General features: G+C 67.7%; 21 protein-coding genes. 8 read left to right on the top strand and 13 right to left on the bottom strand.

Going from position 1 to position 22,400, the window contains the following annotated elements; genetic code table 11:
• Entirely contained in the window at positions 1–2,754 is a 2,754-nt protein-coding gene (locus ACR9ZH_RS13335) for a valine--tRNA ligase (protein WP_481291238.1), read from the bottom strand.
• Between the two features lie 48 nt (positions 2,755–2,802).
• Between ACR9ZH_RS13335 and yoaA the strand changes: the two genes are divergently transcribed.
• From yoaA to tsaB, 3 genes are all read left to right on the top strand, one after another.
• The gene (gene yoaA / locus ACR9ZH_RS13330) at positions 2,803–4,713 is read left to right on the top strand and encodes a DNA repair helicase YoaA (protein ID WP_481291237.1); all 1,911 of its coding nucleotides are present in this window, start codon (positions 2,803–2,805) and stop codon (positions 4,711–4,713) included.
• Positions 4,714–5,192: 479 nt separating this feature from the next.
• Positions 5,193–6,527 carry a cell envelope integrity protein CreD gene (creD, locus tag ACR9ZH_RS13325; RefSeq protein ID WP_481291236.1) on the top strand — a complete coding sequence of 445 codons (1,335 nt, stop codon included), beginning with the start codon at positions 5,193–5,195 and terminating at the stop codon, positions 6,525–6,527.
• Positions 6,524–7,213, top strand: coding sequence for a tRNA (adenosine(37)-N6)-threonylcarbamoyltransferase complex dimerization subunit type 1 TsaB (gene tsaB / locus ACR9ZH_RS13320; RefSeq protein WP_481291235.1), 690 nt, complete (start codon positions 6,524–6,526; stop codon positions 7,211–7,213). The genes creD and tsaB overlap by 4 nt, the downstream gene beginning before the upstream one ends.
• Before the next feature lie 3 nt (positions 7,214–7,216).
• On the opposite strand, the gene ACR9ZH_RS13315 is transcribed toward tsaB, so the two are convergent.
• From ACR9ZH_RS13315 to ACR9ZH_RS13305, 3 genes are read right to left on the bottom strand one after another with little or no spacing between them, the layout of a single operon-like run.
• Positions 7,217–8,089, bottom strand: a complete 873-nt coding sequence (locus tag ACR9ZH_RS13315) for an alpha/beta hydrolase (RefSeq protein ID WP_481291261.1) — start codon at positions 8,087–8,089, stop codon at positions 7,217–7,219.
• 30 nt (positions 8,090–8,119) lie between these two features.
• Positions 8,120–9,529 carry a sensor histidine kinase N-terminal domain-containing protein gene (locus tag ACR9ZH_RS13310; protein WP_481291234.1) on the bottom strand — a complete coding sequence of 470 codons (1,410 nt, stop codon included), beginning with the start codon at positions 9,527–9,529 and terminating at the stop codon, positions 8,120–8,122.
• Positions 9,522–10,196 carry a response regulator gene (locus ACR9ZH_RS13305; RefSeq protein ID WP_481291260.1) on the bottom strand — a complete coding sequence of 225 codons (675 nt, stop codon included), beginning with the start codon at positions 10,194–10,196 and terminating at the stop codon, positions 9,522–9,524. The genes ACR9ZH_RS13310 and ACR9ZH_RS13305 overlap by 8 nt, the downstream gene beginning before the upstream one ends.
• A gap of 143 nt (positions 10,197–10,339) precedes the next feature.
• Between ACR9ZH_RS13305 and ACR9ZH_RS13300 the strand changes: the two genes are divergently transcribed.
• From ACR9ZH_RS13300 to ACR9ZH_RS13280, 5 genes are read left to right on the top strand one after another with little or no spacing between them, the layout of a single operon-like run.
• A complete protein-coding gene (locus ACR9ZH_RS13300) occupies positions 10,340–10,963 on the top strand; it encodes a PepSY-associated TM helix domain-containing protein (protein WP_481291233.1) in 624 nt (207 codons plus the stop codon).
• A 9-nt stretch (positions 10,964–10,972) separates the two neighbouring features.
• Positions 10,973–11,485 carry a DUF2271 domain-containing protein gene (locus tag ACR9ZH_RS13295; RefSeq protein WP_481291232.1) on the top strand — a complete coding sequence of 171 codons (513 nt, stop codon included), beginning with the start codon at positions 10,973–10,975 and terminating at the stop codon, positions 11,483–11,485.
• A 14-nt stretch (positions 11,486–11,499) separates the two neighbouring features.
• On the top strand, positions 11,500–12,309 hold the full coding sequence (locus ACR9ZH_RS13290; RefSeq protein WP_481291231.1) for a DUF4198 domain-containing protein: 810 nt from the start codon (positions 11,500–11,502) through the stop codon (positions 12,307–12,309).
• A 51-nt stretch (positions 12,310–12,360) separates the two neighbouring features.
• A complete protein-coding gene (locus tag ACR9ZH_RS13285) occupies positions 12,361–13,347 on the top strand; it encodes an FAD:protein FMN transferase (RefSeq protein ID WP_481291259.1) in 987 nt (328 codons plus the stop codon).
• A complete protein-coding gene (locus tag ACR9ZH_RS13280; RefSeq protein WP_481291230.1) occupies positions 13,344–14,690 on the top strand; it encodes a sulfite reductase subunit alpha in 1,347 nt (448 codons plus the stop codon). Before ACR9ZH_RS13285 ends, ACR9ZH_RS13280 begins: the two co-directional genes overlap by 4 nt.
• On the opposite strand, the gene ACR9ZH_RS13275 is transcribed toward ACR9ZH_RS13280, so the two are convergent.
• From ACR9ZH_RS13275 to ACR9ZH_RS13235, 9 genes are all read right to left on the bottom strand, one after another.
• Positions 14,684–15,349: an HAD-IA family hydrolase gene (locus tag ACR9ZH_RS13275; protein WP_481291229.1), complete on the bottom strand. Its 666-nt coding sequence runs from the start codon at positions 15,347–15,349 to the stop codon at positions 14,684–14,686. The two genes, ACR9ZH_RS13280 and ACR9ZH_RS13275, sit on opposite strands and share 7 nt — an antisense overlap.
• Before the next feature lie 76 nt (positions 15,350–15,425).
• A complete protein-coding gene (locus ACR9ZH_RS13270) occupies positions 15,426–17,186 on the bottom strand; it encodes a M56 family metallopeptidase (RefSeq protein ID WP_481291228.1) in 1,761 nt (586 codons plus the stop codon).
• 1 nt (position 17,187) lies between these two features.
• Positions 17,188–17,574, bottom strand: coding sequence for a BlaI/MecI/CopY family transcriptional regulator (locus ACR9ZH_RS13265; protein ID WP_481291227.1), 387 nt, complete (start codon positions 17,572–17,574; stop codon positions 17,188–17,190).
• Between the two features lie 157 nt (positions 17,575–17,731).
• The gene (locus ACR9ZH_RS13260) at positions 17,732–18,124 is read right to left on the bottom strand and encodes an HU family DNA-binding protein (protein WP_413625629.1); all 393 of its coding nucleotides are present in this window, start codon (positions 18,122–18,124) and stop codon (positions 17,732–17,734) included.
• A 167-nt stretch (positions 18,125–18,291) separates the two neighbouring features.
• Positions 18,292–19,047: a molybdopterin-binding protein gene (locus tag ACR9ZH_RS13255; RefSeq protein WP_481291226.1), complete on the bottom strand. Its 756-nt coding sequence runs from the start codon at positions 19,045–19,047 to the stop codon at positions 18,292–18,294.
• Positions 19,040–19,864: a cytochrome b/b6 domain-containing protein gene (locus ACR9ZH_RS13250; RefSeq protein WP_481291225.1), complete on the bottom strand. Its 825-nt coding sequence runs from the start codon at positions 19,862–19,864 to the stop codon at positions 19,040–19,042. Before ACR9ZH_RS13250 ends, ACR9ZH_RS13255 begins: the two co-directional genes overlap by 8 nt.
• 84 nt (positions 19,865–19,948) lie before the next feature.
• The gene (locus ACR9ZH_RS13245) at positions 19,949–20,536 is read right to left on the bottom strand and encodes a nucleotidyltransferase family protein (RefSeq protein WP_481291224.1); all 588 of its coding nucleotides are present in this window, start codon (positions 20,534–20,536) and stop codon (positions 19,949–19,951) included.
• Positions 20,533–21,510: an XdhC family protein gene (locus tag ACR9ZH_RS13240; protein ID WP_481291223.1), complete on the bottom strand. Its 978-nt coding sequence runs from the start codon at positions 21,508–21,510 to the stop codon at positions 20,533–20,535. The genes ACR9ZH_RS13245 and ACR9ZH_RS13240 overlap by 4 nt, the downstream gene beginning before the upstream one ends.
• Positions 21,511–21,551: 41 nt before the next feature.
• Positions 21,552–22,022 carry a hypothetical protein gene (locus ACR9ZH_RS13235; protein WP_481291222.1) on the bottom strand — a complete coding sequence of 157 codons (471 nt, stop codon included), beginning with the start codon at positions 22,020–22,022 and terminating at the stop codon, positions 21,552–21,554.
• Positions 22,023–22,400: the final 378 nt, after the last annotated feature.

Here is a 22,400-nt window from a genome sequence, read left to right as displayed (position 1 = left end):
TCAACCGAGCTTTCTGGCCTGTTCCCTCATCGCATCGGCCTGGCGCGTCCAGTCGGCAATGCGCTGACGCTCTTGCTCCACCACCTCGGCCGGCGCGTTGGCCACGAAGTTCGCATTGCCCAGCTTGGCCTCGCACTTGCGGATCTCGTTCTCGACCCGCGCGATCTCTTTCGCCAGGCGCGCCTTCTCTGCGCCTACGTCGATGAGGCCTTCCAGAGGGATCAGCACGCGCATCCCGCCGACCACGGCGACCGCAGCGGCGGGTTCCTCACCGGCAACCCACGACGGCGGTTCCACGCGGCCGAGGAAGACGATCTGCGCGGCGAACTTCGTGGCGCGCGCGCGATCGGCGTCGTCGCCGTCGGCGAACAGGAGCGGAATGACCTTGCCCGGCGCTATGTTCATTTCGGCGCGGATGCGGCGCACGCCGGTAAGCACGTCCTTCACCCACTCGATTTCCGCGGTGGCAGCGTCGTCGGCCGCGATCTCGGAAGCCTGGGGGTAGGAGCGCAGCATGATCGTGTCGCCTTCGATGCCGAGCAGCGGGCGCACGTGCTGCCAGATCTCCTCGGTCACGAACGGAATCAGCGGATGCAGCGCGCGCAGCAGCGTCTCGAGCACGTGCACCAGCGTGTAGCGCGTGGATGCCACGGCGGCCGCATCGCCGCCGCTGAGCGCCGGCTTCGACAGTTCCAGGAACCAGTCGCAGAACTCGTTCCAGGTGAACTCGTACAGCGCCTGCGAGGCGAGGTCGAAGCGATACAGCGCGAGCTGTTCCTTCACCGTGTCGAGGGTCTGGCCGAGGCGGGTGAGGATCCAGCGCTCCGCTTCGGTCGACGGTTTCGCCGGTGCCACCACGCCGTCGCCAAGATTCATCAGCACGAAGCGCGAAGCGTTCCAGAGCTTGTTGACGAAGGCCTTGTAGCCGCCGCAGCGCTCGAGGTCGAACTTGATGTCGCGACCATGCGTGGCCAGCGAGGCGAAGGTGAAGCGCAGCGCATCGGCACCGAAGGCCGGAATGCCTTCGGGGAATTCCTTCCGTGTGGCCTTCTCGATCTTCTCGGCCATCTTCGGCTGCATCAGGCCACGCGTGCGCTTGTCCACCAGGGCCTCGAGGCCGATGCCGTCCACGATGTCGAGCGGATCGAGCACGTTGCCCTTCGACTTGGACATCTTCTGGCCATCCTTGTCGCGGATGAGGCCCGTGACATAAACGTCCTTGAACGGCACTTCGCCGGTGAAGTGCTCTGTCATCATGATCATCCGGGCAACCCAGAAGAAGATGATGTCGAAGCCGGTGACCAGCACGTTGGTCGGCAGGTAGCGGTCGAAGCCGCGCTCCGCCTGGGCCTTGGGATCGGGCCAGCCGAGGGTGGAATGGCTCCAGATGGCGGACGAGAACCAGGTTTCGAGCACATCGGCGTCGCGGCGCAACGCACCCGTGTAGCCCTGCGCGGCGGCCTTGGCCTCGGCCTCCGCCTCGTCGCGCGCGACGACCAGCGCGCCGGCGTCGGTGTACCACGCCGGAATCTGGTGGCCCCAGGTGAGCTGGCGGCTGATGCACCAGTCCTGGATGTTGCCCAGCCAGTGACGGTAAGTGTTGATCCAGTTCTCGGGCACGAACTTCACCCGGCCCTGCTCGACCAGCTCCAGGCCGCGTGCCGCGAGGGTTTCCATCTTCACGAACCACTGCCACGTGAGGTAGGGCTCGATCACCTGCCCGGTGCGGTCGCCGCGCGGCACCTGCAGCTTATGCTTCTTCGTCTCGACCAGCAGGTCCCCGGCCTCGAGATCGGCGAGCACGGCCTTGCGCGCGACGTAGCGGTCCATGCCGCGATACTTCGCCGGCGCCGCGTCGTTGATCTTCGCGTCGTCGGTGAGGATGTTGATCATCGGCAGGCCGTGGCGCTGGCCGATGGCGTAGTCGTTGAAATCGTGCGCGGGGGTGATCTTCACGCAGCCCGTGCCGAAGTCCTTCTCGACGTAGTCGTCCGCGATGATCGGGATCTCGCGCTCGGACAGCGGCAGCTTCAGCATGCGTCCGACGAGATGCGCATAGCGTTCGTCTTCGGGGTGCACGGCCACGGCCACGTCGCCCAGCATGGTTTCCGGACGCGTGGTGGCGACGACGAGTTCGCCCGAACCGTCGGCCAGCGGGTAACGGATCGACCAGAGCGAACCGTCTTCCTCCTCGCTGACCACCTCGAGGTCGGAAATGGCCGTCTTCAGCACGGGATCCCAGTTCACCAGCTTCTGGCCGCGGTAGATGAGGCCTTCCTCGTGCAGGCGCACGAAGGTCTCGACGACGGCCTTCGAGGGGCCTTCGTCCATGGTGAAGACTTCCCGGCTCCAGTCGCCGGAGACGCCGAGGCGGCGCATCTGCCGGCCGATGGTGCCGCCGGACTCCTTCTTCCACTCCCACACGCGCGCGATGAACGACTCGCGGTCGAAATCCGAACGCTGCTTGCCCTCGGCGTTGAGCTGGCGGGTGACCACCATTTCGGTGGCGATGCCGGCGTGATCCGTGCCGAGCTGCCACAGCGTGTCGAATCCGCACATGCGGTGGTAGCGGACCAGCGTGTCCATGATGGTGTGCTGGAATCCATGGCCCATGTGCAGCGTGCCCGTGACATTGGGCGGCGGCAGCATGATCGTGTAGGGCGTGCCCTTGCCCGACGGCTTGAAGTAGCCGTTGGACTCCCAGTGGGCGTACCACTTCGACTCGATCTGGCTGGGCTCGAAACTCTTGTCCATGCGTGGGCTCAGGGCGTAAAGACCGTCATTGTAGGCGATACTTGGCGGATGACTGAACTCGAAGCGGCCGCGATCCTCGGCGCGGAAGGCCCTTTCGCCCGCGAAGTGCCGGGTTTCGCGCCCCGCGAGGCCCAGCAGCGCATGGCCTCGGCCGTGGCCACCGCCATCGCGGACCGCGATGTGCTGGTCGCCGAGGCTGGCACGGGCACTGGCAAGACCTTTGCCTACCTCGTGCCGGCCCTGCTGTCGGGCCGCAAGGTCATCGTGTCCACGGGGACCAAGGCCTTGCAGGACCAGCTGTTCTTCCGCGACCTGCCGCGCGTGCACTCGGTACTGGGCAGCCGTGCGCGGCTCAGCCTGCTGAAGGGCCGGGCCAACTACCTCTGCCTCTACCGCCTGGACCAGGCCGTGCGCGAGGGCAATCCCGACCGCCAGCTCGTCTCGCAGCTTTCCGCCATCCGCGCCTGGTCGGCGCGCACGCGGCGCGGCGACCGCATGGAAATGGTGGATATCCCGGAGGATTCACCGGTCTGGCCGCGGGTAACCTCCACGCCGGAAAACTGCCTGGGTTCGGAATGCCCGTTCTTCGAGGATTGCCACGTGGTCAAGGCGCGCCGTGAGGCCATGGAAGCCGACCTCGTCGTGGTGAACCACCACCTGCTGATGGCCGACCTGGCGCTGAAGCAGGAAGGCTTCGGTGAAATCCTTCCCGGCGCCGACGCCTTCATCCTCGACGAGGCGCACCAGATTCCCGAACTGGCCGGGCAGTTCTTCTCGCAGAGCGTCAGTTCGCGGCAGATCGTCGACCTCGGCCAGGACGCGCTGGCCGAGGCGCAGGGCGTCACCGGCGCGATGAGCCAGCTGCTCGAGCCCGTCGAAGTCATCCAGAACCTGGTGAAGCGCCTGCGCCTCGCCATGGATCCGTTGCCGGCGCGCGGGCCGTTCGGCGCGCTCGATCGCGATGCGGACGTGCGCGGCCTGCTCGGCGAGTTGCGCGACGTGATGGCCGCGTTGTCCGACCTGCTGGGCGCCCTGGGCGAACGTTCGCGCGGGCTGGCCAACGTCTTCGAACGGGCACAGATGCTCAGCCTGCGGCTCGACCGGATCGCCGAGGAGCATTCCGCTAGCGACGTGCGCTGGTACGAGACCTGGCCGCGCGGGTTCGCGCTGCACGCCACGCCGCTGGACCTCGCATCGCCGCTGCGCGCGATGCGCATGTCCACCGATGCGGCCTGGATCCATACCTCCGCGACCTTGTCGATCGCCGGCGATTTCGGGCATTTCTCGCGCCAGCTGGGCCTCGAAGATCCGCACACGCTGCATGTGGAAAGCCCCTTCGATTACCGGCGCCAGGCGCTGGCCTACCTGCCCAAGGACCTTCCGGAACCTACCGCAAAGGACTACACCGACCTCGTCATTGCCGCGATCCGCCCCGTACTCGATGCGTCGGATGGCCGTGCCTTCCTCTTGTTCACCTCGCATCGTGCATTGCGGCGTGCCGCGGAGTTGCTGGAAGGTCGTGTGCCCTGGCCGTTGTTCGTGCAGGGCACCGCGCCGCGGCATCGCCTGCTCGAGGCTTTCCGCGCCAGCGGCCGCGGCGTGCTGCTGGGCGCCGCGAGCTTCTGGGAGGGCGTGGATGTCTCGGGCGACGCGCTGAGCGTGGTCGTGATCGACAAGCTGCCCTTCGCGATGCCCGACGATCCGGTGTTGCAGGCTCGCCTGGAAGCGCTGGAGGAAGCCGGCATCAATCCCTTCATGGGCTGGCAGGTACCCACCGCGGTGATCGCCCTGAAGCAGGGCGCGGGCCGGCTGATCCGCGACGTGCACGACCGCGGCGTGCTGGTGCTGTGCGACCCGCGCCTGAGCACGAAGGGCTACGGACGCCTGTTCCTCGCCAGCCTGCCGCCGATGCCGCGCACGCGCGAACTGGGCGACGTAGTGGACTTCTTCGCGTCCTAGGGTGTTCCTAGAGCGGCCCTAGCTCCCCGGCCGGCCGCTGCCCGCACGCGCAGTCCCTTTTTGCAGCGGTAACCCCGGCCGGCTTCGCTGTCGCGGCGCCGGGGCAGGGCGGCGTCCGGTGCGGCCGGGACGCGCAGCATGCGCAAGCCCCTGGCCGGTGCGGGCAGGTCCGGTGGTGGTGCGACGTCAGGTGTTCGGCTTCGCTGCGCGAGGGAGTGGTCGTGGCGGCGATGGCCGCACCGACCATGAGTGCCAGGGGCATCGCTAGCTGGACGGGAAACATCGGGCTGTCCTCGATGGGGTGGTGACCGCATGCTCCACGGAACGCCGGAGCGCGTCATGAGAACAGTCTCACTGTGGCCTGGCGGCACGGCACCGCGTTTCGCCAGCGCTTGCCCGTGCCGGGCCAGAAACGGACCACGCCCGTGGCCCTTCTTCGGAGGATCATTCAGGAACCACAGGAGCCGACGAGGAAGCCCATGTTCCGCTGGATGCAATCCATCACCGCGAAAGTGCTCGGTATCGGCATGCTTGCGCTCATCATGCTCATTCCCTTGTCGCAGGCCGACGGTCTCGTGCGCGAACGGCAGGCCATGCGCGAGGCCGCTTCCGTCCGGGTCGCCGAAGGCTGGGGCGGGCCGCAGACCATCGGTGGCTTCGTGCTGGGCGTTCCCATCCGGCAAGAGCTGCGCGGCAGCGACGGCAAGGTGGTCAGCGTCCGCGATGGCACGGAGATCGTGCTGGCAGATGAGTTGAACACCGTGGCCGACCTTTCCGTCGAACGTCGCCATGCCGGCATGTACGAAGTTCCCGCCTACACGGGCGAGGTGACGCTGCGCGGGCGTTTCCTTCCCGAAGACCTCCGCCATTTCGCGGCGGACAGCGGGGCCACGTGGTCTCCCGGCAAGGCGGAGCTTCGCCTGTTGATCGCGGATACGCGCGGCCTCCAGGCCATCACCGCACTTACCGTCGACGGGCACACCGCGAAGCTCTCCTCTTCCGCCGCGCGGATGGGCCCTTACACGGTCCTCGCGACGCCGGTGGCGTTCGACCTGGATCGACAGACGCCGCTCGACTTCGCGGTGACCTTGCGCATCGCCGGCACCGAATCGTTCTCCGTGTTGCCGCTTGCGCGCACGAACAGCGTGCGCATGCGCGCCCCCTGGCCCGATCCGAGTTTCACCGGCGCGCTGCTGCCGGGGAAGCGCAGCATCGGCGCGCAAGGCTTCGATGCCTCCTGGCAGGTGCTCGACCTCAACCGCACGTACGGCCAGCACTGGGACGCGGGCGATGCGGACGTTTCCGGGCGGCTTGTCGCATCGGCCTTCGGCGTGAAGCTGTACCAGCCGGGCGGCGTGTACCAGCAGAACGACCGCGCGGGAAAATACGGGCTGCTGTTCATCGCGTTGACCTTCGTCGCCTTCTTCCTCTTCGAGGTGCTGAAGGGCCTGCGCCTTCACCCGGTGCAATACCTCCTGGTCGGCGCGGCCATGACGAGTTTCTACGTGCTCCTGCTGGCCTTGTCGGAGCAGATCGGTTTCGGCGCCGCTTACGCCGTGGCGGCGGCGACCGTGGTGTTCATCGTCAGCGGCTATGCCATGGCCGCCTTGCGCGCGCGGAAGGCGGGAATGGCGCTGGGCGGCGTCCTCGCCCTGGTTTACGCCATACTGTATGGCCTGATCGGCGCCGAGCAGTACGCGCTGCTGATCGGATCGGTGGTGCTCGTCACGGTCCTCGGCGTGCTGATGTTCCTCACTCGCCGGATCGATTGGTACGCGCAGGCCGCGCCGCCCCCCATGCCGGATACGCCATGAACTTCCTCGCCATCGAAACCTCCACGGAAGCCTGCTCGGTCGCCCTCGTCCACGGCGACCAGGTGATCGAGCGCAGCGAAGTGGCGCCACGCCGCCACGCCGAGCTGGTGCTGCCGATGGCCGACGAACTGTTGGCCGAAGCAGGCCTGAAGCGCCAGGCGCTCGACGGCATCGCGGTCGGACGCGGTCCGGGTGCGTTCACAGGCGTGCGCCTCGGCGTCTCGCTCGCGCAGGGCATGGCGATGGCCTTGGATATCCCGGTCGTCACCGTCTCTTCGCTGGAAGCGCTGGCGCTGGAGGCACCTGAAGACGACGCCTCGATCCTCTCGGTCATCGACGCCCGCATGGGCGAGATCTACGTAGCCGCGTGGCGCCGCGAGGGCGACGGCAGCCTCACCCTCATCGACCGCGAACGCGTGGACACGGCCGCGGCGCTGGAGATGCCCGAGGCCGTGGCGTGGCACGTGGTCGGTACCGGCTGGGCCACCTACGAGCGGGTTCTGCGCGAGCGTATCCACGCCCCCCTGCGCTCATCGGACGGGGCGCGCTACCCGCAAGCCAGGCACGTCGCCGAAATCGCCGCGCGCCGCTTCCGCGACGGCGGGGCGGTGGCGCCGGAACTGGCCCTGCCTGTGTACCTGCGCGACAAGGTGGCGCTGACGCTGGTCGAGCAAGGCAAGGCCTGAGCCTCAGGCCGCGACGCGTGCGCCGCGCGCCTCGCGGGCTACCCGGTCGAAGAAGTCCGCGCTGCGCTCGATCAGCATGCGCCGTTCGCGGTCGATCGTGATCATGTGGTAGCTGTCGGCAAGGAGCAGCATCTCGACGGGCCCGCGCACATGCCGGGCGACGAGGTCGGCGTTGCCGGTGCTGGCGACTTCGTCGTCGAGGGCGTGCGCTATGAAGCACGGTGCCGATACGGCGGCCAGTCGCCGGCGCACGTCGCGGGCGAGCCTCACCGTTTCCGCCAACGCATGCCATGGATCGCCGGCACGGTCGGGGGATTCGCCGGGCGCCGAGGACATGCCCCGGCCGAACTGCTCGCGCAGGCGTTCATCGCGAAAGCCTTGCGGCGGCCATTGCAGGAAGCGGCGATGGCGCCCGATGCCCAGCCGCTTGAACAGCGGCAGCAGGAAGGCGATGCGCGTGGCCCATCCGGCGGACCAGCCGTCGTAGCGGAACGTCGCGCCGTAGACGCCGACGCCCGCCACCCAACCGGGGCGCACCGCGGCAAGGCGCAGGGCGAGCAGGGACCCCATCGACGATCCGGCCACGAAGACCCGGTCCACCTGTCCGCGCAATTCGTCCGCCGCGGCCTCGACGCTGGCATACCAGTCTTCCCAACGCGTCGCCAGGAGTTCGTCCTCGTCGCCGCCGTGACCGGCGAGCTGCACGCCCACCACGGTGAAGCCGGCGCGGTTCAGGCCCTTGCCTAGCAGGCGCATCTCCTCCGGGGTACGGCCGAGGCCATGCACCAGCAGGACCCCGTCGCGCCCGCCTTCGAACCGGAATGCCGGCGACCTGCCCACTGCCAAACTCCATCGTCGACCTTGCGATGAGGGCATGGTGCCGAGCGCCAGTTTCATAGGCCTTTCCTAAGCGGGAGGCGCCATCGCAGGAAAATGCAGTTCGACGCGGAGCCCGCCTGAGGCGGCGTGCAGGAAGGCCACCCGGGCGCCGTGCCGCTCGGCAATGCTCTCGACGATGGCGAGGCCCAGGCCCGTTCCGTCCTCGTCTACGCCCGGTACGCGGAAGAACCGCTCGCCGAGCTGGCCGAGGAACGCGTCGTCCACTCCGGGGCCGTCGTCCTCCACGGCCAGCAACACGTCGTTCTCACCGCAGGAAAGGGAAACCGTCACGGCATGGCCGCGTCCCGCGTAGTGGAAGGCGTTGTCCACCAGGTTGTCGATCGCTTCCTGCACCTGCAAGGCGTCGCCACGGATGACGCAGGGCGCGTCGACCCCTTCGTAACCCAGGTCCACGCCCAGGGCCAGGGCCTGGTGCACGCGCATCGCGACCGCTTCCGGAATCACCGACGCGAGATCGATTGCGGCCATGCCGTCGCGGTCGGGCAGGTCCGGCGACTGCGTGCGGGTGAGGGCGAGGAGCTGCGCCGAGGTGCGCGCTGCACGCGCGGCAAGCCGCTGCACGTGTGCCATCGCGTCGGCGCGCTGGTCAGGATCGGTCGTGTCGGCCAGCCGCTCCACGTGGAGCCGGATCCCCGCCAGCGGCGTGCGCAGCTGGTGTGCGGCGTCGGCGATGAAGCGCTCCTGCAGCCCGAGCATGTTGCGCATGCGGGCGAAAAGATCGTCGATGGTGCGGGTGAGCGGAAGGATTTCCACCGGCACGTCTTCCTCGCCGATGGGGCCGAGGTCGTGCTCGCGGCGGGCCAGGCGCGAAGTCAGCGGTTCCAGCACGCCCAGGCCATGGCTGACGCCGAGCCAGACGAGGAAAAGCACCGCCACGATCAGCAACGCCTGCATCGGCAGCGTGAGCAGCAGGATTTCGCGGGCGCGTGCGTGGCGGTCGCGCAGGTTTTCCGCCACCGTGATCGTGAGCACGTCGTCCGGATCGTGCCGGTTCGGCACGCGCATGGTGGCCGCGCGCAGTGCGCGATGACCCAGCGCGGTGTCGTAGAGCCAAGGCGGTGCGTCGACGGCGACCTGGGGGCCGTCGAGCATTGCGTTGCTGATCAGCGTGCCGTGGCGGGCGCTGGTCACCGTGTAGTAATTGCGGCCGTTGGGGTCGTACTCGAGGAGGAAGCGGGCCTGCTCGCTCAGTTCGCCGTGCAGTGCGTCGCTGCCGATCATCTCCGAGAGCGTGAGCGCGTTGTCGGAAAGCGATGCATCGTGCACGCGGTTGGAATACGCCAGCGCCACGAAGTAGCCGATGACGGCGTCGAGGAGCAGGACGCCCAGCACCGGAACGAGCAGGAAAGTAAGCAGGCGCCGCCGCAAGCTGGGACGCGCAGGCCGCCGCGGCGCACCCCGGCGGCGTTCAGGCATCCGCGGATTCTTCGAGCAGGTAGCCCAGGCCGCGGATGGTGCGCACGTTGGTGCCCGAGCCATGGAGTTTCTTGCGCAGCCGGTGCAGGGCGATGTCGAGGCCGTTGTCGGTCAGGTCCTCGTCCCAGTTGCACAGCGCTTCGACGAGCTGTGCGCGGCTGGTGACCTTGTCGGCACGGATGGCCAGCGCCTCGACGAGGCCGAACTCGCGCGCGGTGAGATCCAGCGCCGTATCGCCGATCCAGGCGCGATGACCGGGGATGTCCAGGCGCAACCGGCCGATGCGGAACTCCGGCGTGCCCTGGCTCGTGCGGCGGCGAAGCAGGGCGCGCACGCGGGCGTCGAATTCCGCCAGCGCGAAGGGCTTCACGAGGTAGTCGTCGGCGCCGAGGTCGAGCACGCGCACGCGCTCTTTCAGGCCTTCGCGCGCGGTGATTACCAGCACCGGAAGTCCCGCCCCACGCTTGCGCGCGCGGGAGAGTACGTCGCTGCCGTCCAGCAAGGGCAGGCCGAGGTCGAGCACGAGCAGGTCGTAGTCGTGGTCGCGCAGTGCATGGTCGGCGCTGGCGCCGTCGGTGACATGGTCGACGGCGTGGCCGCCCTGTTCGAGCGAGGCTCGTACTGCCGCGCCGATGGCGGCATCGTCTTCAGCAAGGAGGATGCGCATGAGGGCCAAGGATACGCTCCGGGAACGGACCCGCGCATCCTGTCGCGGCAGGCTTTCGCGCCGCTTTCCCGGACAGGCAATTGCGAACGATTCGCATTTGATTTAACCTTGCCGGACCGACTTACTTCAGGGTTCTCCGACACATGCGCGACACCGTCGACCGGCAACGCCGCGCGTTCTGGCTTAAACACCTGCACCGATGGCACTGGATCAGCTCCGCCGTATCGCTGGTCGTGTTGCTGTTGTTCTCGGTCACGGGGTTCACCCTCAACCATGCGGCTGGCATCGAAGCCGCGCCGCGCACATCGCAGCACACGGCCGCCCTGCCGCCGCCGTTGCTGCGTCAGCTCACCGATCCGGGCAGGACGCCGGTCCCCGTGCCCGCGGCAGTCGCCGCATACGTCCTCGCCGAAACCGGTGCGCGGATCGACGGCCGTGCCGCCGATTGGAGCGAGGACGAGGTGTACGTCTCGCTGCCGCGTCCCGGCGGCGACGGCTGGGTCGGCATCGACCGCCAGACGGGTGAGGTGCAGTACGAAGTCACCGACCGAGGCTGGCTCGCCTATTTCAACGACCTGCACAAAGGGCGCAACACCGGGCCCGTGTGGGGCTGGTTCATCGACGCGTTCGCACTGGCCTGCCTGCTCTTCGCCGCGACGGGCCTGGTCCTGCTCAAGATGCATGCCGCCCAGCGCGGCATGACCTGGCCTATGGTCGCCCTGGGTTTCGTGCTGCCGGCCGTCATCGCCCTCGTCTTCATCCACTGAAGGAACACCATGCGCCGGATCCTGCCCCTCGCTTTCTGCCTCGCATGCGCCGCGCCGGCGGCCGCGGCCGACATGAACATCACCGTTGAGATCCCGGCACTCAAGGTCGCCGAGTATCACCGTCCCTACGTGGCCGTGTGGGTCGAGCGCGAGGACCATGGCGTCGCCGCCAACCTCGCTGTCTGGTACGAGATGAAGAAGGGCGACGGCGAAGGCACCAAGTGGCTCAAGGACATGCGCCAGTGGTGGCGGCGCAGCGGGCGCGAGCAGAGCATGCCCATCGACGGCGTCTCCGGCGCCACGCGCCCCGCGGGCCAGCACCGCCTGCGTTTTACCGATGGCAAGCCGCCGCTCGGTACGCTCGCGCCGGGCCACTACGACCTCGTGATCGAGGTCGCGCGCGAAGTCGGCGGCCGCGAAGCCCAGCGCATCCCGTTCGACTGGCCCGCGAAGGCACCGGTGCACCTGTCCGCGCAGGGCACCGAAGAACTCGGCCGGATCGATCTCGACCTCAACCCTTGAATGGAGTCCTCCCGATGAAGCACGCATTCGTCCGCGCCGCCCTGTGCGCGGCCCTCCTCCTGCCGCTCGCCGCGCAGGCGCACAAGATGTGGATGCTGCCGTCGGCCACCGTGGTCTCCGGCGACGATGCCTGGGTGACGGTGGACGCCGCGGTGTCCAACGACCTGTACTACCCCGACCACTTCCCGGCCCAGCTCGACCAGCTCGTGATCACCGCGCCCGACGGCTCCAGCGTGAAGCCGGAGAACGCCGCCACGGGCAAGTACCGCAGCACCTTCGATCTCGCCGTGCCGCAGAAGGGCACGTACCGCCTCGCCCTGGTGAACCTGGGACTGTTTGCGAATTACGAGGTGGACGGCCAGAAGAAGCGCTGGCGCGGCAAGGCGGCCGACTTCAAGGAGGCAATACCTGCAAACGCGAAGAACGTGCAGGTGAGCGAGATGGCCTCGCGCGTCGAGACCTTCGTCACCCAGGGCTCGCCGAGCCAGGGCGCGCTCAAGCCCACCGGCAAGGGCCTGGAGCTGGTGCCCGTCAGCCAGCCCAACGACCTCGTGGCCGGCGAGAAGGCCACCTTCAGACTGCTGCTCGACGGCAAGCCCGCGCCGAACTTGAAGGTCGTCGCGATCAACGGCGCGACGCGCTACCGCAACACGCAGGACGAGATGCAGGCCACCACCGACAAGGACGGCAACTTCGCATTCACCTGGCCCACGGCCGGCATGTATTGGGTGAACGCCAGCACGGAGGACGAACGCACTTCGGTGAAGGAAGCCATGCGCCGCCGGCTCGCCTATACGGCGACGCTGGAAGTGCTGCCGCAGTAAGCAGGCATGCGCGTGACACGCTCCTGCATCGTCGTCGTCGCCTGTCTGCTGATCCCGTTCGCGGTCGTGGGCAAGGACGTGCGCCGCTTCGAAGGCGAGACGATGGGCACGACGTGGTCGGTGAACGCCGTATTGCCCGATGGGGCGGACGACCGTGTCATCCGTCGCGGCATCCAGGCCGAGGTCGACCGGGTGGTCGCGCAGATGAGCACGTATGACGACGACTCCGACCTCAGCCGCTTCAACCGTGCGCCGGCGGGTACCTGGCAGACGTTGCCGCCGGAGTTCTTCACGGTGCTGAGCTACGCGCTCTCGGTGGCGAAGGATTCCGGCGGTGCATACGACCCCACGGTAGGTCCTCTGGTCAACCTGTGGGGCTTCGGGCCGGGCAGGCGGGAGCACGATCCGCCCGAAGCAGCCGCCATCGCCGAAGCAAGGAAGCGCGTCGGCTGGCAGAAGATTCGCCTCGATGTCACGAACCGTCGCGCCTATCAGCCCGGCGGCGTCCATGTGGACCTTTCAGCCGTGGCGAAGGGTTTCGGCGTCGACCAGGTGGCGCGCTTCCTCGACCGCTCCGGCATCCGGTCCTACCTCGTCGAAGTCGGCGGCGAACTTCGTGCCCATGGCCACAAGCCAGACGGCTCGCCCTGGCATGTCGGTATCGAACGGCCCGGCGCCGCCGCCGGCGCCATCGACAACCCCGATGAAGTGGGCCGCATCCTCTCCCTCGAGGACAAGGCCATCGCCACCTCCGGCGATTACCGCCATTACTTCGTAAGCGGCGGCAGGTTCTTCTCGCATCACATCGACCCGCGCACGGGTTACCCCGTGGCCCATCGCGTCGCTTCGGTGAGCGTCGTCGCGAATGACTGCATGCACGCCGATCCGCTGGGCACCACCATGACGGTGCTCGGTCCAGAGGACGGCATGGCTTACGCCACGCATCATGGCCTCGCCGTGCTCTTCATTCTCCATGGCGAGGACGGCCGTTTCGAGGAGCGCATGTCGCCTGCCTTCAAGGCACTCCTGACGCCGTGATCCTCGCGGACCTGCCACGTCTCGCCACTGCTGGCGGCCTCCTTCTTGCCTGGGCCGCCTTCGCGGTGTTTTCCGCGCGGCGTGGCGGCAGGAAGGACATGGACGCTACCGGCGGCATGCTCGTCGTCCATGCATCGCAGACGGGCTTCGCCACCGAACTTGCCGGGCGGACGGCAGAGGCGCTGCGTGCAGGCGGCCGGGCCGTCGACGTGCTCGCCATCGACCGGCTCGCGCCGGATGCACTCGCGAAGGCGTCGCGCATCCTGTTCATCGTGAGCACGACGGGGGAGGGCGACGCACCGGATGCCGCTACCGGATTCCGCCGGAAAGCCATGAATGCGCCGGCCGCGCTGCACGGCCTGGCCTACGGCGTGCTCGCCCTCGGCGATCGCGATTACGAGGAGTTCTGTGCCTTCGGCCGCGAACTCGACGAGTGGCTGCGGGTCAGCGGTGCCACGCCGTTGTTCGACCGTGTCGACGTGGACAATGGCGATGCGGGCAGCCTGCGCCACTGGCAGCACCACGTGATGCACCTCGCCGGCGACGCCGGCATGGCGGACTGGACGCGCCCGGCCTATCAGTCATGGCGTCTCATCGAGCGGCACCTCCTCAACCCAGGCAGCGCAGGCGGCCCGTGCTACCACGTGGCGTTGGTACCGGAAGACGCCGCGCATCTCGCCTGGGATGCCGGCGATATCGCCGAGGTCGGGCCGCGCCGCGGCCGCGGCGATACCGCGATGCTGCCGCACCGTGAGTACTCCATCGCATCCTTGCCCGGGGACGGCGCCCTGCACCTCGTCGTGCGGCAGATGCGTGATGCGAACGGCGTGTTGGGTCTTGGCTCCGGCTGGCTGACCGAGCATGCGCAGCCCGGCGACATCATCGAACTGCGCGTGCGCCGCAATGCCGGTTTCCACGCGCCGCCCGACAGCCGGCCGCTCCTGCTGATCGGCAACGGCACGGGCATCGCCGGCTTGCGTGCCCTGCTCAAGGCACGGATGGCGTGCGGTCACCTGCGCAACTGGCTCATTTTCGGCGAACGTCATGCGGCCGTGGACCGCCTGCACGTGGACGAACTGGAGCGCTGGCATGACGGTGGCGGCATCGAGCGCCTGGACCTGGTCTGGTCGCGCGAAGGACGCGCCGCGCGTTACGTGCAGGACAAGCTGCGCGTGTCGGCGGACGAACTGCGCCGCTTCGTGGAAGACGGCGCCAGCGTGTACGTGTGCGGCAGTCTCGCCGGCATGGCCCCGGGCGTGGATGCGGCGTTGCGTGCCGTACTGGGCGACGGCACGGTCAACGATCTCGCCGCCACCGGCCGCTACCGCCGCGACGTCTACTGAACGACCAGACGCACTTTGCCGCCCTGGCTCCCGTCGAACCGCAGCTTCGTCAGATCCTTCACCCATTCGACATTCGCAGGCACTTCGCCCGGATGATCGCCCGCTATGGCGATGACTCGAGCGCCGGCGGCCAGACCCGCATCGATGCCTGCCTTCGCGTCCTCGAACACGACACAATCGGCCGGCGCCGCGTCCATGTGCCGGGCGCCCAGCAGATAAGCATCCGGAGCGGGCTTGCCGTTGAGCACCATTTCGCCTGTGACCATCCTGGGTGGGGGAACGATGCCTGTCGCGCGAAGACGCGCTTCGGCCAGCGGCCTGTCGGCTGATGTCACGATGGTCCAGCTCTCGCGCGGCAGGCTGGCGAGAAGGCGTGGTGCGCCGGGAATCGGGACGATGCCCTCGACGTCTTCCAGTTCCTCGCGATAGAGGCGTTCGTACACCGCTTCGACATCCATGCCCGGTTTCGCAAACATCTTCACCGAATCGAGCAGGCGCACGCCGTGCAGGCGCGGAAGTATGTAGTGCCAGTCGAGGCCGTTTTCCGCGCTCCAGCGCTTCCAGATCTTTTCGACCACCGCGCGCGAATCGACGAGCGTGCCGTCCATGTCGAAGAGCAGGGCCTTCGCTTCGATGAGCGTGCCCGAATCGAGTTGCATGGTGCCTCCGGTAGCGTGCATTCCTCTCACGATACCGCAGGCACGCTGCGCCGTCGAAGCGATTACCGGATGGGCTTCAGCGTGCTGCCTCCACCGCGTGGTCGCGGACGGCTTCGGTGACGATCGCCTGCACCTCGGCGTTGGCCCTCCGCGAGGCTTCCTCCGCGCGACGGGAAGCGGCCACATGTTCCTGTCCGAGAGCAGCGCGTCGCTTGTCGAGTTCGGCGATATCTTTCGCCAGTTCTGCCTGCTCCCGCCCGATGGCCTCGTGGCCCGCGGCGTATGCCACCGGATCGGGCGAGCGGCTGGGATCTGACTGCCGGGAAACCAGTTCGGCCTGCTTCATCGAAAGCCGCGCCATCTGCTCGTTGAAGGCGGCCTGGCGGCGATCGATCCCGGCCTGTTTTTCCGCGTCGGCCTGCGCGTTGTCGATGGGTATCCGGCTGCGGTCGAAGGCTTCACGGATGCGCTTCACATAGGCCGGATTCTTCAGTACCCAGGCGTGGCTGCCGTCGCGAAACCACGCGTAATCGCCGGGCCCGGTCCGTTCGGCCCGCGCGCGGCGGATGTCTTCGTCGCTGGCGTTCACGACGCGGGTGACGGCATCGCTGAAGAAGATGAACGTCTGGTCGGACGGGCCATGGCCAGGCCCGCCGAGTTCCGGCACAGGTGGTGCGGGTGGCGCAGCTGGCGGTGCAGGGGCCGCCGGCGCTGCCGGTAAGGGTGGCATCGGAGGCAACGGCGCCGGCGACAGGCGCGGGGTGGGCGGCATCGGAGCGGGCGAGAGCCGGGGAGCCGGAGCGGGTGCAGCTGCCGCCGCGGGTTCCGCCGCTGCGACAGGCCGGTCCTGCGCGCCATCCGCGGCGACGACGCGCCACGGCGTGACGCCGATGGCGGCGATGAGCGCGATGAGTCCGTAGGTAAGCACGCGCGATGGCGCTTCGCTGGCATGGCCGAGCATGTCGATCCTCCTTTTCAGGGTACGGAAGGTGGGCGATGCGCCGGGCAGCGCATGGTGCGGATGCGGCGCCACGCCGAGGCGGAGCAACAGACGTCCATACGTCCGCGGGGCCTGGCGGCCGCGCGACACCACCAGGGCATCGCATGCGGCCTCGCGGCACAGCGCGTATTCGCGCATAGCGAGGTGAACGAGGGGATGGAAGAAAAACAGCGTCCGCGCGAGTACCGGCACCCATCCGAGGACGAGGTCGCCGCGGCGCACATGCGCCAGCTCGTGCATCAGCGCCATGTCGAGCTCCTCGTCGTCGAGCCGGTCGTCCAGTGGCAGCAGGATGACAGGCCGCCAGAGGCCGATCACCTGTGGGGAGTCGACCTCGGCAGAGACGGCAAGACGGGGCGAGCGGCGCAGGCCGAGTTCTCGCGCGCGGCGCGCGCAGAGCGTGTCGACACGGATGTCGTCATGCGGCATCGCGCGACGGACGATGCCCGCGAGGCGAAACCCGCGCACGGCGCCGATGCCGAGCTGGAAGACGATGGCGGCGGCCCACAGCGCGAGCAGCAGCGAAGTCCAGGAGAGGATCGCGGCGGGCTCCGCGGCGGCCGCCAGTTTGTCGGCGTCGACAGCGGCGAAAGCGAAATCCTCGACGGCAACGCGCGCCGGCGCGGCGGCTGCCGGCAGCAACGGAAGAGCGACCGGCGTGGGACAGGCGAGACCGAGAACGAGCTGCGCGCCGAGCAACCACCACAGCGTGCTGCGCGCGGCAGCGGACAACGCGGGCATGAGGCGGCAGGCAGCGTAGACGATGGCGGCCAGCAGGACAGCCTGCAGGGATGCGTAGGCCAGGCGGGACAAGAGCGTATCGAAGAAGGCGTCCATGTCAGCGCCCCTTGCGCCGCGACTGGAGCGTGCCTACCAGTGCCTCGAGCTCCTTCAGTTCTTCGTCGCTCACCTGTCCACGCTCGGACATCCATGCGACGAAGGGCGAGACCGAACCTTGCAAGGTCTTTTCGACGAAGCGGGCCACGGCGCCGGTCATCACCTCGGCGGCGCCGTTGGTGGCGCTGTAGCGGAAGCTGTTGTCGATCTTGCGCCGGGTGAGGTAACCCTTGGCGCGCAGTCTTTCCATCATGGTGAGCACGGTAGATCGCGCCAGCCCGCGCGCCTCGCCGTAGCCTGCGCATACCTCGGCCACGGAACTCTTCGGCGCTTCCTCGATGTATTGCAGGAGTGCCAGTTCCTGGTCGCCGATCGTCTTCTTGCTCATGCCGCCCCTCCTGACTACAGGTGTAGGCAGGATGCGCCTGACGACAGGTGTAGTCAAGTAGGAGCGCGCCTGCGCGCTCCTACAACAAAAAAACCCCCGCCTCACGGCGGGGGTTTCGTCGACTTCCTGATCGCGGTGGCTATGCCACCGCGATGGATCAGGCGGCGGCGTCCTTCAGCTTCTTCAGCGGACGGACCTTGACCTTGACCGAAGCGGGCTTGGCGGCGAACCAGCGCTCTTCGCCCGTGAACGGGTCCTTGCCCTTGCGCTTCGGCTTGGCGGCGACGGCGACCGAGGTGATCTTGAGCAGGCCGGGCAGCGTGAACGTGCCGGCGCCCTTCTTGTGAACCGATGCGGAGATCGCGCCTTCGAGCGAGGCCAGGACGGCCTTCACGCTCTTGCTGTCCACGCCGCTCTGCTCGACGATGTGCGAGACGAGCGAGGACTTCGACAGCGGATCCTTGATGGGCTTGAGGGCGGCAGGCGCCTTCGTAGCCTTGGCGGGAGCCTTGGCAGCCTTCTTCGCCGCCGATTTGGTGGTCTTGGCCATGGTTATCCTTGTCACTTTGATCGAATGAGGCGGCCTTACCGGCCGATGCCCAGCGGGCGACTCACTCTAGCGTTGCTTTCGTCCGCTGAAAATAGGGTCGGCGAAGATTTTTCGCATTTCGGACCCTTTTTTTCAGGGTTCGTGTGACGCATTGCGGAAAAAAGGCATCAGATGCCCGCGTACCACTCGTATCCGTTGTCCTCCCAGTACCCGCCGTTGCCCTCGCCGATGTCGGCGAAACTGGCCACGACTTCGATCCCGCGAAGGTATTTGGCGTGCTTGTAACCCAGCTGCCGCTCCACGCGCAGCCGCAGCGGCGCGCCATTGGCGACGGGTAGCGTCTGGCCGTTGAGGGCATAGGCAAGCAGCGTCTGCGGGTGCCGGGCCTCGTCCATGTCGATGCTTTCGTAGTACGGAGTGTCTTCCTCGTAGTTGTCGAAGCAGTGGAAGACGACGTAGCGGGCGCCGTCCCTCACTCCCACATGGTCCAGCAGTGCCGCGAGAGGCGTGCCCGTCCATTTGCCGATGGCGCTCCAGCCCTCCACGCAGTCGTGGCGGGTGATCTGCGTTCGCGCTCCCAGAGCCTTCAATTCGTCCAGCGAGATGCGTACCGGCCGCTCCACCAGGCCGCTGACCTCCAGCCGGTAATCGGCAAAGCCGCTGCGCAGCAGCGCCTGGTACAGCGGGGTATCTGGCATGGTGCTGCCGTTGGGCCTGAACACGGCGGATATGTCGGCTTCCGTGTATTCCTTCGCCAGGGCACGCGACGGCGAGAGGAAACGCTGGACGCGCCGCGTGACCGCCTCGGCGGACTCGAGCACCTTCGCGCCGGTATCGCTCCCGGAAATGCGGTCGCAGCCCGCGAGTGCCGCGCCCCCGAGGGCCAGCAAAGTCTTGCGCAGGAAGCGGCGGCGGTCACTCATGGCGGGTCTCCTCCTTGTCCTCGTCGATCCGGTACCAGCCGGTGATCATGCCGCGCAGCTGGTTGAGGGGGCCGCTCACCAGCACTTCGAACACATGGACCAGGATGAAGGCGACGAAGGCGGTGGCGATGATGAAATGGATCGTCCGGGCCGATTGCCGGCCGCCCACGAGGTCGAGCAGCCAGTGCAGCACGGCATCCATGCGGGGCGACATGGCGATGCCCATCAGCACGATGCCGCCGCCGAAGACGAAGATGGCAACCAGGTAGGCGAGACGCTGGAGCACGTTGTAGCGTGCCGCCTCATTTCCCTGGGGGTGGCGGAAACGCAGGTGGTCGACGATGGATCGGCCGACGCCGCGCCAGTCGCCGCGCGTAGGTACGAGATCCCTGGAAAGGTGGCGGCTGGACAGTGACCAGCCCACGTAAGCGATGCCGTTGGCGACGAACAGCCAGGCAAAGAAGAAATGCCAGCGCCGGCCCATCGCGAGCCATTGGGGGCCCGGAATGGTTGCCCACGAAGGAAACCCGCGGGCCGTCCATTCACCGTTCGACTTCGACGCGCCGAGAACGCCGGTGGTGTCGAAGGCATGGCTGCCGATACGCGTGGTGCCCCTGGGGTTGCCCTGCGCGTCCATGCCCCCTTCCAGCGCAAGTACCGCCTTGCCGGGATCCGAGCGCTCTCCCCAGTACAGCGCGGGATGCGCGTTGAAAATCTGCAGGCCACTGCCGAGCAGGACGAAAAGGCACACCACGTTGATCCAGTGCATCACCCGCACGGGCCAGCGGTGGCGATAGACGAGGCGGGTGGTGGACATGGGACCTCCCAGGCGACCGACCTGGAGTATGACCGCGCTTGGCCGGGTTTTCTTGCAGGTGAGAAGGGGCCGCGACTTCCGTGCCTAGGGGTCGACCAGACCGGCGGCCATGGCGCGGCGCAGGTCGGTCTCGTCGTCCAGATCGTCGCCCAACTCGTCGGCACGTACCCGGCGCAGCTCCATGTCGCTCCAGAGCCTGCGAAAACCCGTATCGCCTTCCAGCTCCATGGCGCGCGACAGGGTGGATGGGCGAAGGATGGCGGGGACGCCCCAGGCCTCGCGATAGGCGGTGACAGTATCCCGGTCGTCCTGGTGGGCCGCGATCAGCTCAGCCAGGTGGCTTGCTTCCAGGGCAGGCTGGTCGATCACGGTGACCAGCGTCGGCCGCTCCCGTCCTGCCAGCGCGCCCGCGGCCATGCGCAGGCTGGATGCCATGCCGGTGGGCCAGAGTTCGTTGACCACGATCTGCACCGAGAAACCATCCAGCGCCGCAGTCACTTCGTTCCCGTGCGCCCCCACGACGACGATCGTCCGCTCGGGTCTCGTCGCCAGTACCAGTCGCGTCACGCGCGCGACGAGGGTTTCATCATCGCGGGTGAGCAATTGCTTCGGTCGGCCGAGCCGCCGGCTGCCGCCAGCAGCGAGGATGACCGCGTCGTGGTGCAGCTTCATGCCTGGCGCGCGCGGTCGCGCTGACAGACCTGGGCGAGGATGGAGAGAGCAATGCCGTGCGGCGTCTGTGCGCCGATGGGCAGGCCCGCGGGCAGTTGCAGGCGCTGAAGCGCGTCCTCGCCCAGGCCCTGTTCGCGCAGCCGCTGCATGCGCGCGCCAATCTTGTTCCGGCTGCCGAGCACGCCCACGGCGAAGGCGGGCGACGCGAGCGCGTGCGCGGCGACCGCGTGGTCCACTTCGGCGTCGTGGCTCAGGGAATAAACCGCCGTATGCTCGTCCAGCGCGAGGTCGGCCAGCGCCACCGGCAGCGATCGCGGATCGTAGGCGGCCAGGGTCACGTCAGGCGGCGGCGAGGCCGGTCCATGCGGCCGCAGCAGCACGACTTCCATGCCCAGCAGTGGGGCCAGCCGCGCCACGGCAAGCGTCACCGGATCGCCTCCTGCCACGACCAGACGCAACGGCGGGCGATGGACGATCGCGTAATTATTTCCGTTGCCGTTCCGCACGCCTTTCTCGATGCGCCAGTCGCCCGTGGTGGCATCGACGAGCGAGGTCACCGTGCGCCGTTCCCGCCGTGCCATGCCCAGCGCATGAACGTAAGCGGACGGTTCGCGCACTTCCCGCACGAAAATGCCGATGCGCCCGCCGCAGCTGAGCTGGATGTCGAGCACCTCGCTGCCCACGCCGTAATCCAGCAGGCGCGGCCGGCCCTCGGCGAGCACAAGCGCAGCCTCGCTCGCCACGGCGGCCTCCACGCAGCCGCCCGATACGTAACCCGCCACGGCCCCATCGGCCGCGATCGCCATCTCACTCCCGACCGGCCGGGGCGACGGCCCGTCCACGGTCACCAGGGTCGCCAGCGCCACGCGTCCGCGCTGGGCGAACTCCCGCAACGACGGCAGGAGGTCTTCCACGAGGGCGTAGTCAGGCCATGCGGGCCAGGCGGGAGCGGTGGAGGGGGCCAAGGCACTCATGGACGAAGTCTGGCACGATTTCGCTCCGCCATCCTGTCCGCTCATGCAGTCACATCGAGGGCACGACCGGAACGCAGGTAATCGATGATGTCGCGCAACCCGCTGGCTGCCTCGAGGCTCTCGCGGTATGCCTGCAGACTGTCGTGGTAGAAGCGATCGTGAGGAGCCCAGCGCGCGCGCTCGACCGATAGCTGCAATTTTTCCAAAGCATCGAACTCACGGTCTCCCGGTTCGTCGGACCCCAGGCTGTACAGGTCGCTTACGATACCGCGACTTATCTGGCCATCGAAGTACAGTTGCGAAGCAATGTTCCTTAACTGCTGGGGCTTCACCTTGCTCAGGTCCAGGCCTTTCATGAGGTCGAGCGTTTCGAGCGAAAACCGGGAAATCGCCGTGTCCAGGTACCGCCGTCGCTCGACGCCTTCCACTTCCCACGACGCCGTTGAGGTAACGCGCCCGGGGGAATACCTGGCTTGATTCAGCGAGATCAGGGTCTGCGGACCAATGCGCATAAGGGGTTCTCCCATCTAGGTGCATCCATCGTGCGCGCCGTCGCTGCTGGCTGCCGTCAGGCGAGGGAGTTTACTGAGGAAGGGGTTGAGAGGTCGGAGTGTCGGTTTTGCGGAGTATGGCGAGCTCGCGGAGACGATCGATGTAAGCGGTGAACGTGCCGACGGTAGGACGCGAAACAGGCTCATGCCTTCGGGATACCTTGGCCACGCGCATCCCGCGCGTGATCGAGGAATCAAGCATGCGAACAGTGAGCTCGAAGCGGCTGGCAAAGGCGATGGCTGGTCTTTCTGTAGCAGCACTATTGATGGGAATGGTGTGGTCGCCCCAGGCAAACGCGCGCAAGTGCATGTTCTCTTTACCCCAGGCCACATATCAGC

It is taken from the genome of Luteibacter sp. SVR4-7G, from assembly GCF_056755555.1.
The sequence above is the reverse complement of the archived record's forward strand: the minus strand, read 5'-3'. Positions and strand labels throughout refer to the sequence as shown.

Bases quoted from the DNA above. Each gene is read 5' to 3' on its own strand.
- ACR9ZH_RS13335 (WP_481291238.1), bottom strand. From the start codon at position 2,754: ATGGACAAGAGTTTCGAGCCCAGCCAGATCGAGTCGAAGTGGTACGCC.
- yoaA (WP_481291237.1), top strand. From the start codon at position 2,803: ATGACTGAACTCGAAGCGGCCGCGATCCTCGGCGCGGAAGGCCCTTTC.
- creD (WP_481291236.1), top strand. From the start codon at position 5,193: ATGTTCCGCTGGATGCAATCCATCACCGCGAAAGTGCTCGGTATCGGC.
- tsaB (WP_481291235.1), top strand. From the start codon at position 6,524: ATGAACTTCCTCGCCATCGAAACCTCCACGGAAGCCTGCTCGGTCGCC.
- ACR9ZH_RS13315 (WP_481291261.1), bottom strand. From the start codon at position 8,089: ATGCCCTCATCGCAAGGTCGACGATGGAGTTTGGCAGTGGGCAGGTCG.
- ACR9ZH_RS13310 (WP_481291234.1), bottom strand. From the start codon at position 9,529: ATGCCTGAACGCCGCCGGGGTGCGCCGCGGCGGCCTGCGCGTCCCAGC.
- ACR9ZH_RS13305 (WP_481291260.1), bottom strand. From the start codon at position 10,196: ATGCGCATCCTCCTTGCTGAAGACGATGCCGCCATCGGCGCGGCAGTA.
- ACR9ZH_RS13300 (WP_481291233.1), top strand. From the start codon at position 10,340: ATGCGCGACACCGTCGACCGGCAACGCCGCGCGTTCTGGCTTAAACAC.
- ACR9ZH_RS13295 (WP_481291232.1), top strand. From the start codon at position 10,973: ATGCGCCGGATCCTGCCCCTCGCTTTCTGCCTCGCATGCGCCGCGCCG.
- ACR9ZH_RS13290 (WP_481291231.1), top strand. From the start codon at position 11,500: ATGAAGCACGCATTCGTCCGCGCCGCCCTGTGCGCGGCCCTCCTCCTG.
- ACR9ZH_RS13275 (WP_481291229.1), bottom strand. From the start codon at position 15,349: ATGCAACTCGATTCGGGCACGCTCATCGAAGCGAAGGCCCTGCTCTTC.
- ACR9ZH_RS13270 (WP_481291228.1), bottom strand. From the start codon at position 17,186: ATGGACGCCTTCTTCGATACGCTCTTGTCCCGCCTGGCCTACGCATCC.
- ACR9ZH_RS13265 (WP_481291227.1), bottom strand. From the start codon at position 17,574: ATGAGCAAGAAGACGATCGGCGACCAGGAACTGGCACTCCTGCAATAC.
- ACR9ZH_RS13260 (WP_413625629.1), bottom strand. From the start codon at position 18,124: ATGGCCAAGACCACCAAATCGGCGGCGAAGAAGGCTGCCAAGGCTCCC.
- ACR9ZH_RS13255 (WP_481291226.1), bottom strand. From the start codon at position 19,047: ATGAGTGACCGCCGCCGCTTCCTGCGCAAGACTTTGCTGGCCCTCGGG.
- ACR9ZH_RS13250 (WP_481291225.1), bottom strand. From the start codon at position 19,864: ATGTCCACCACCCGCCTCGTCTATCGCCACCGCTGGCCCGTGCGGGTG.
- ACR9ZH_RS13245 (WP_481291224.1), bottom strand. From the start codon at position 20,536: ATGAAGCTGCACCACGACGCGGTCATCCTCGCTGCTGGCGGCAGCCGG.
- ACR9ZH_RS13240 (WP_481291223.1), bottom strand. From the start codon at position 21,510: ATGAGTGCCTTGGCCCCCTCCACCGCTCCCGCCTGGCCCGCATGGCCT.
- ACR9ZH_RS13235 (WP_481291222.1), bottom strand. From the start codon at position 22,022: ATGCGCATTGGTCCGCAGACCCTGATCTCGCTGAATCAAGCCAGGTAT.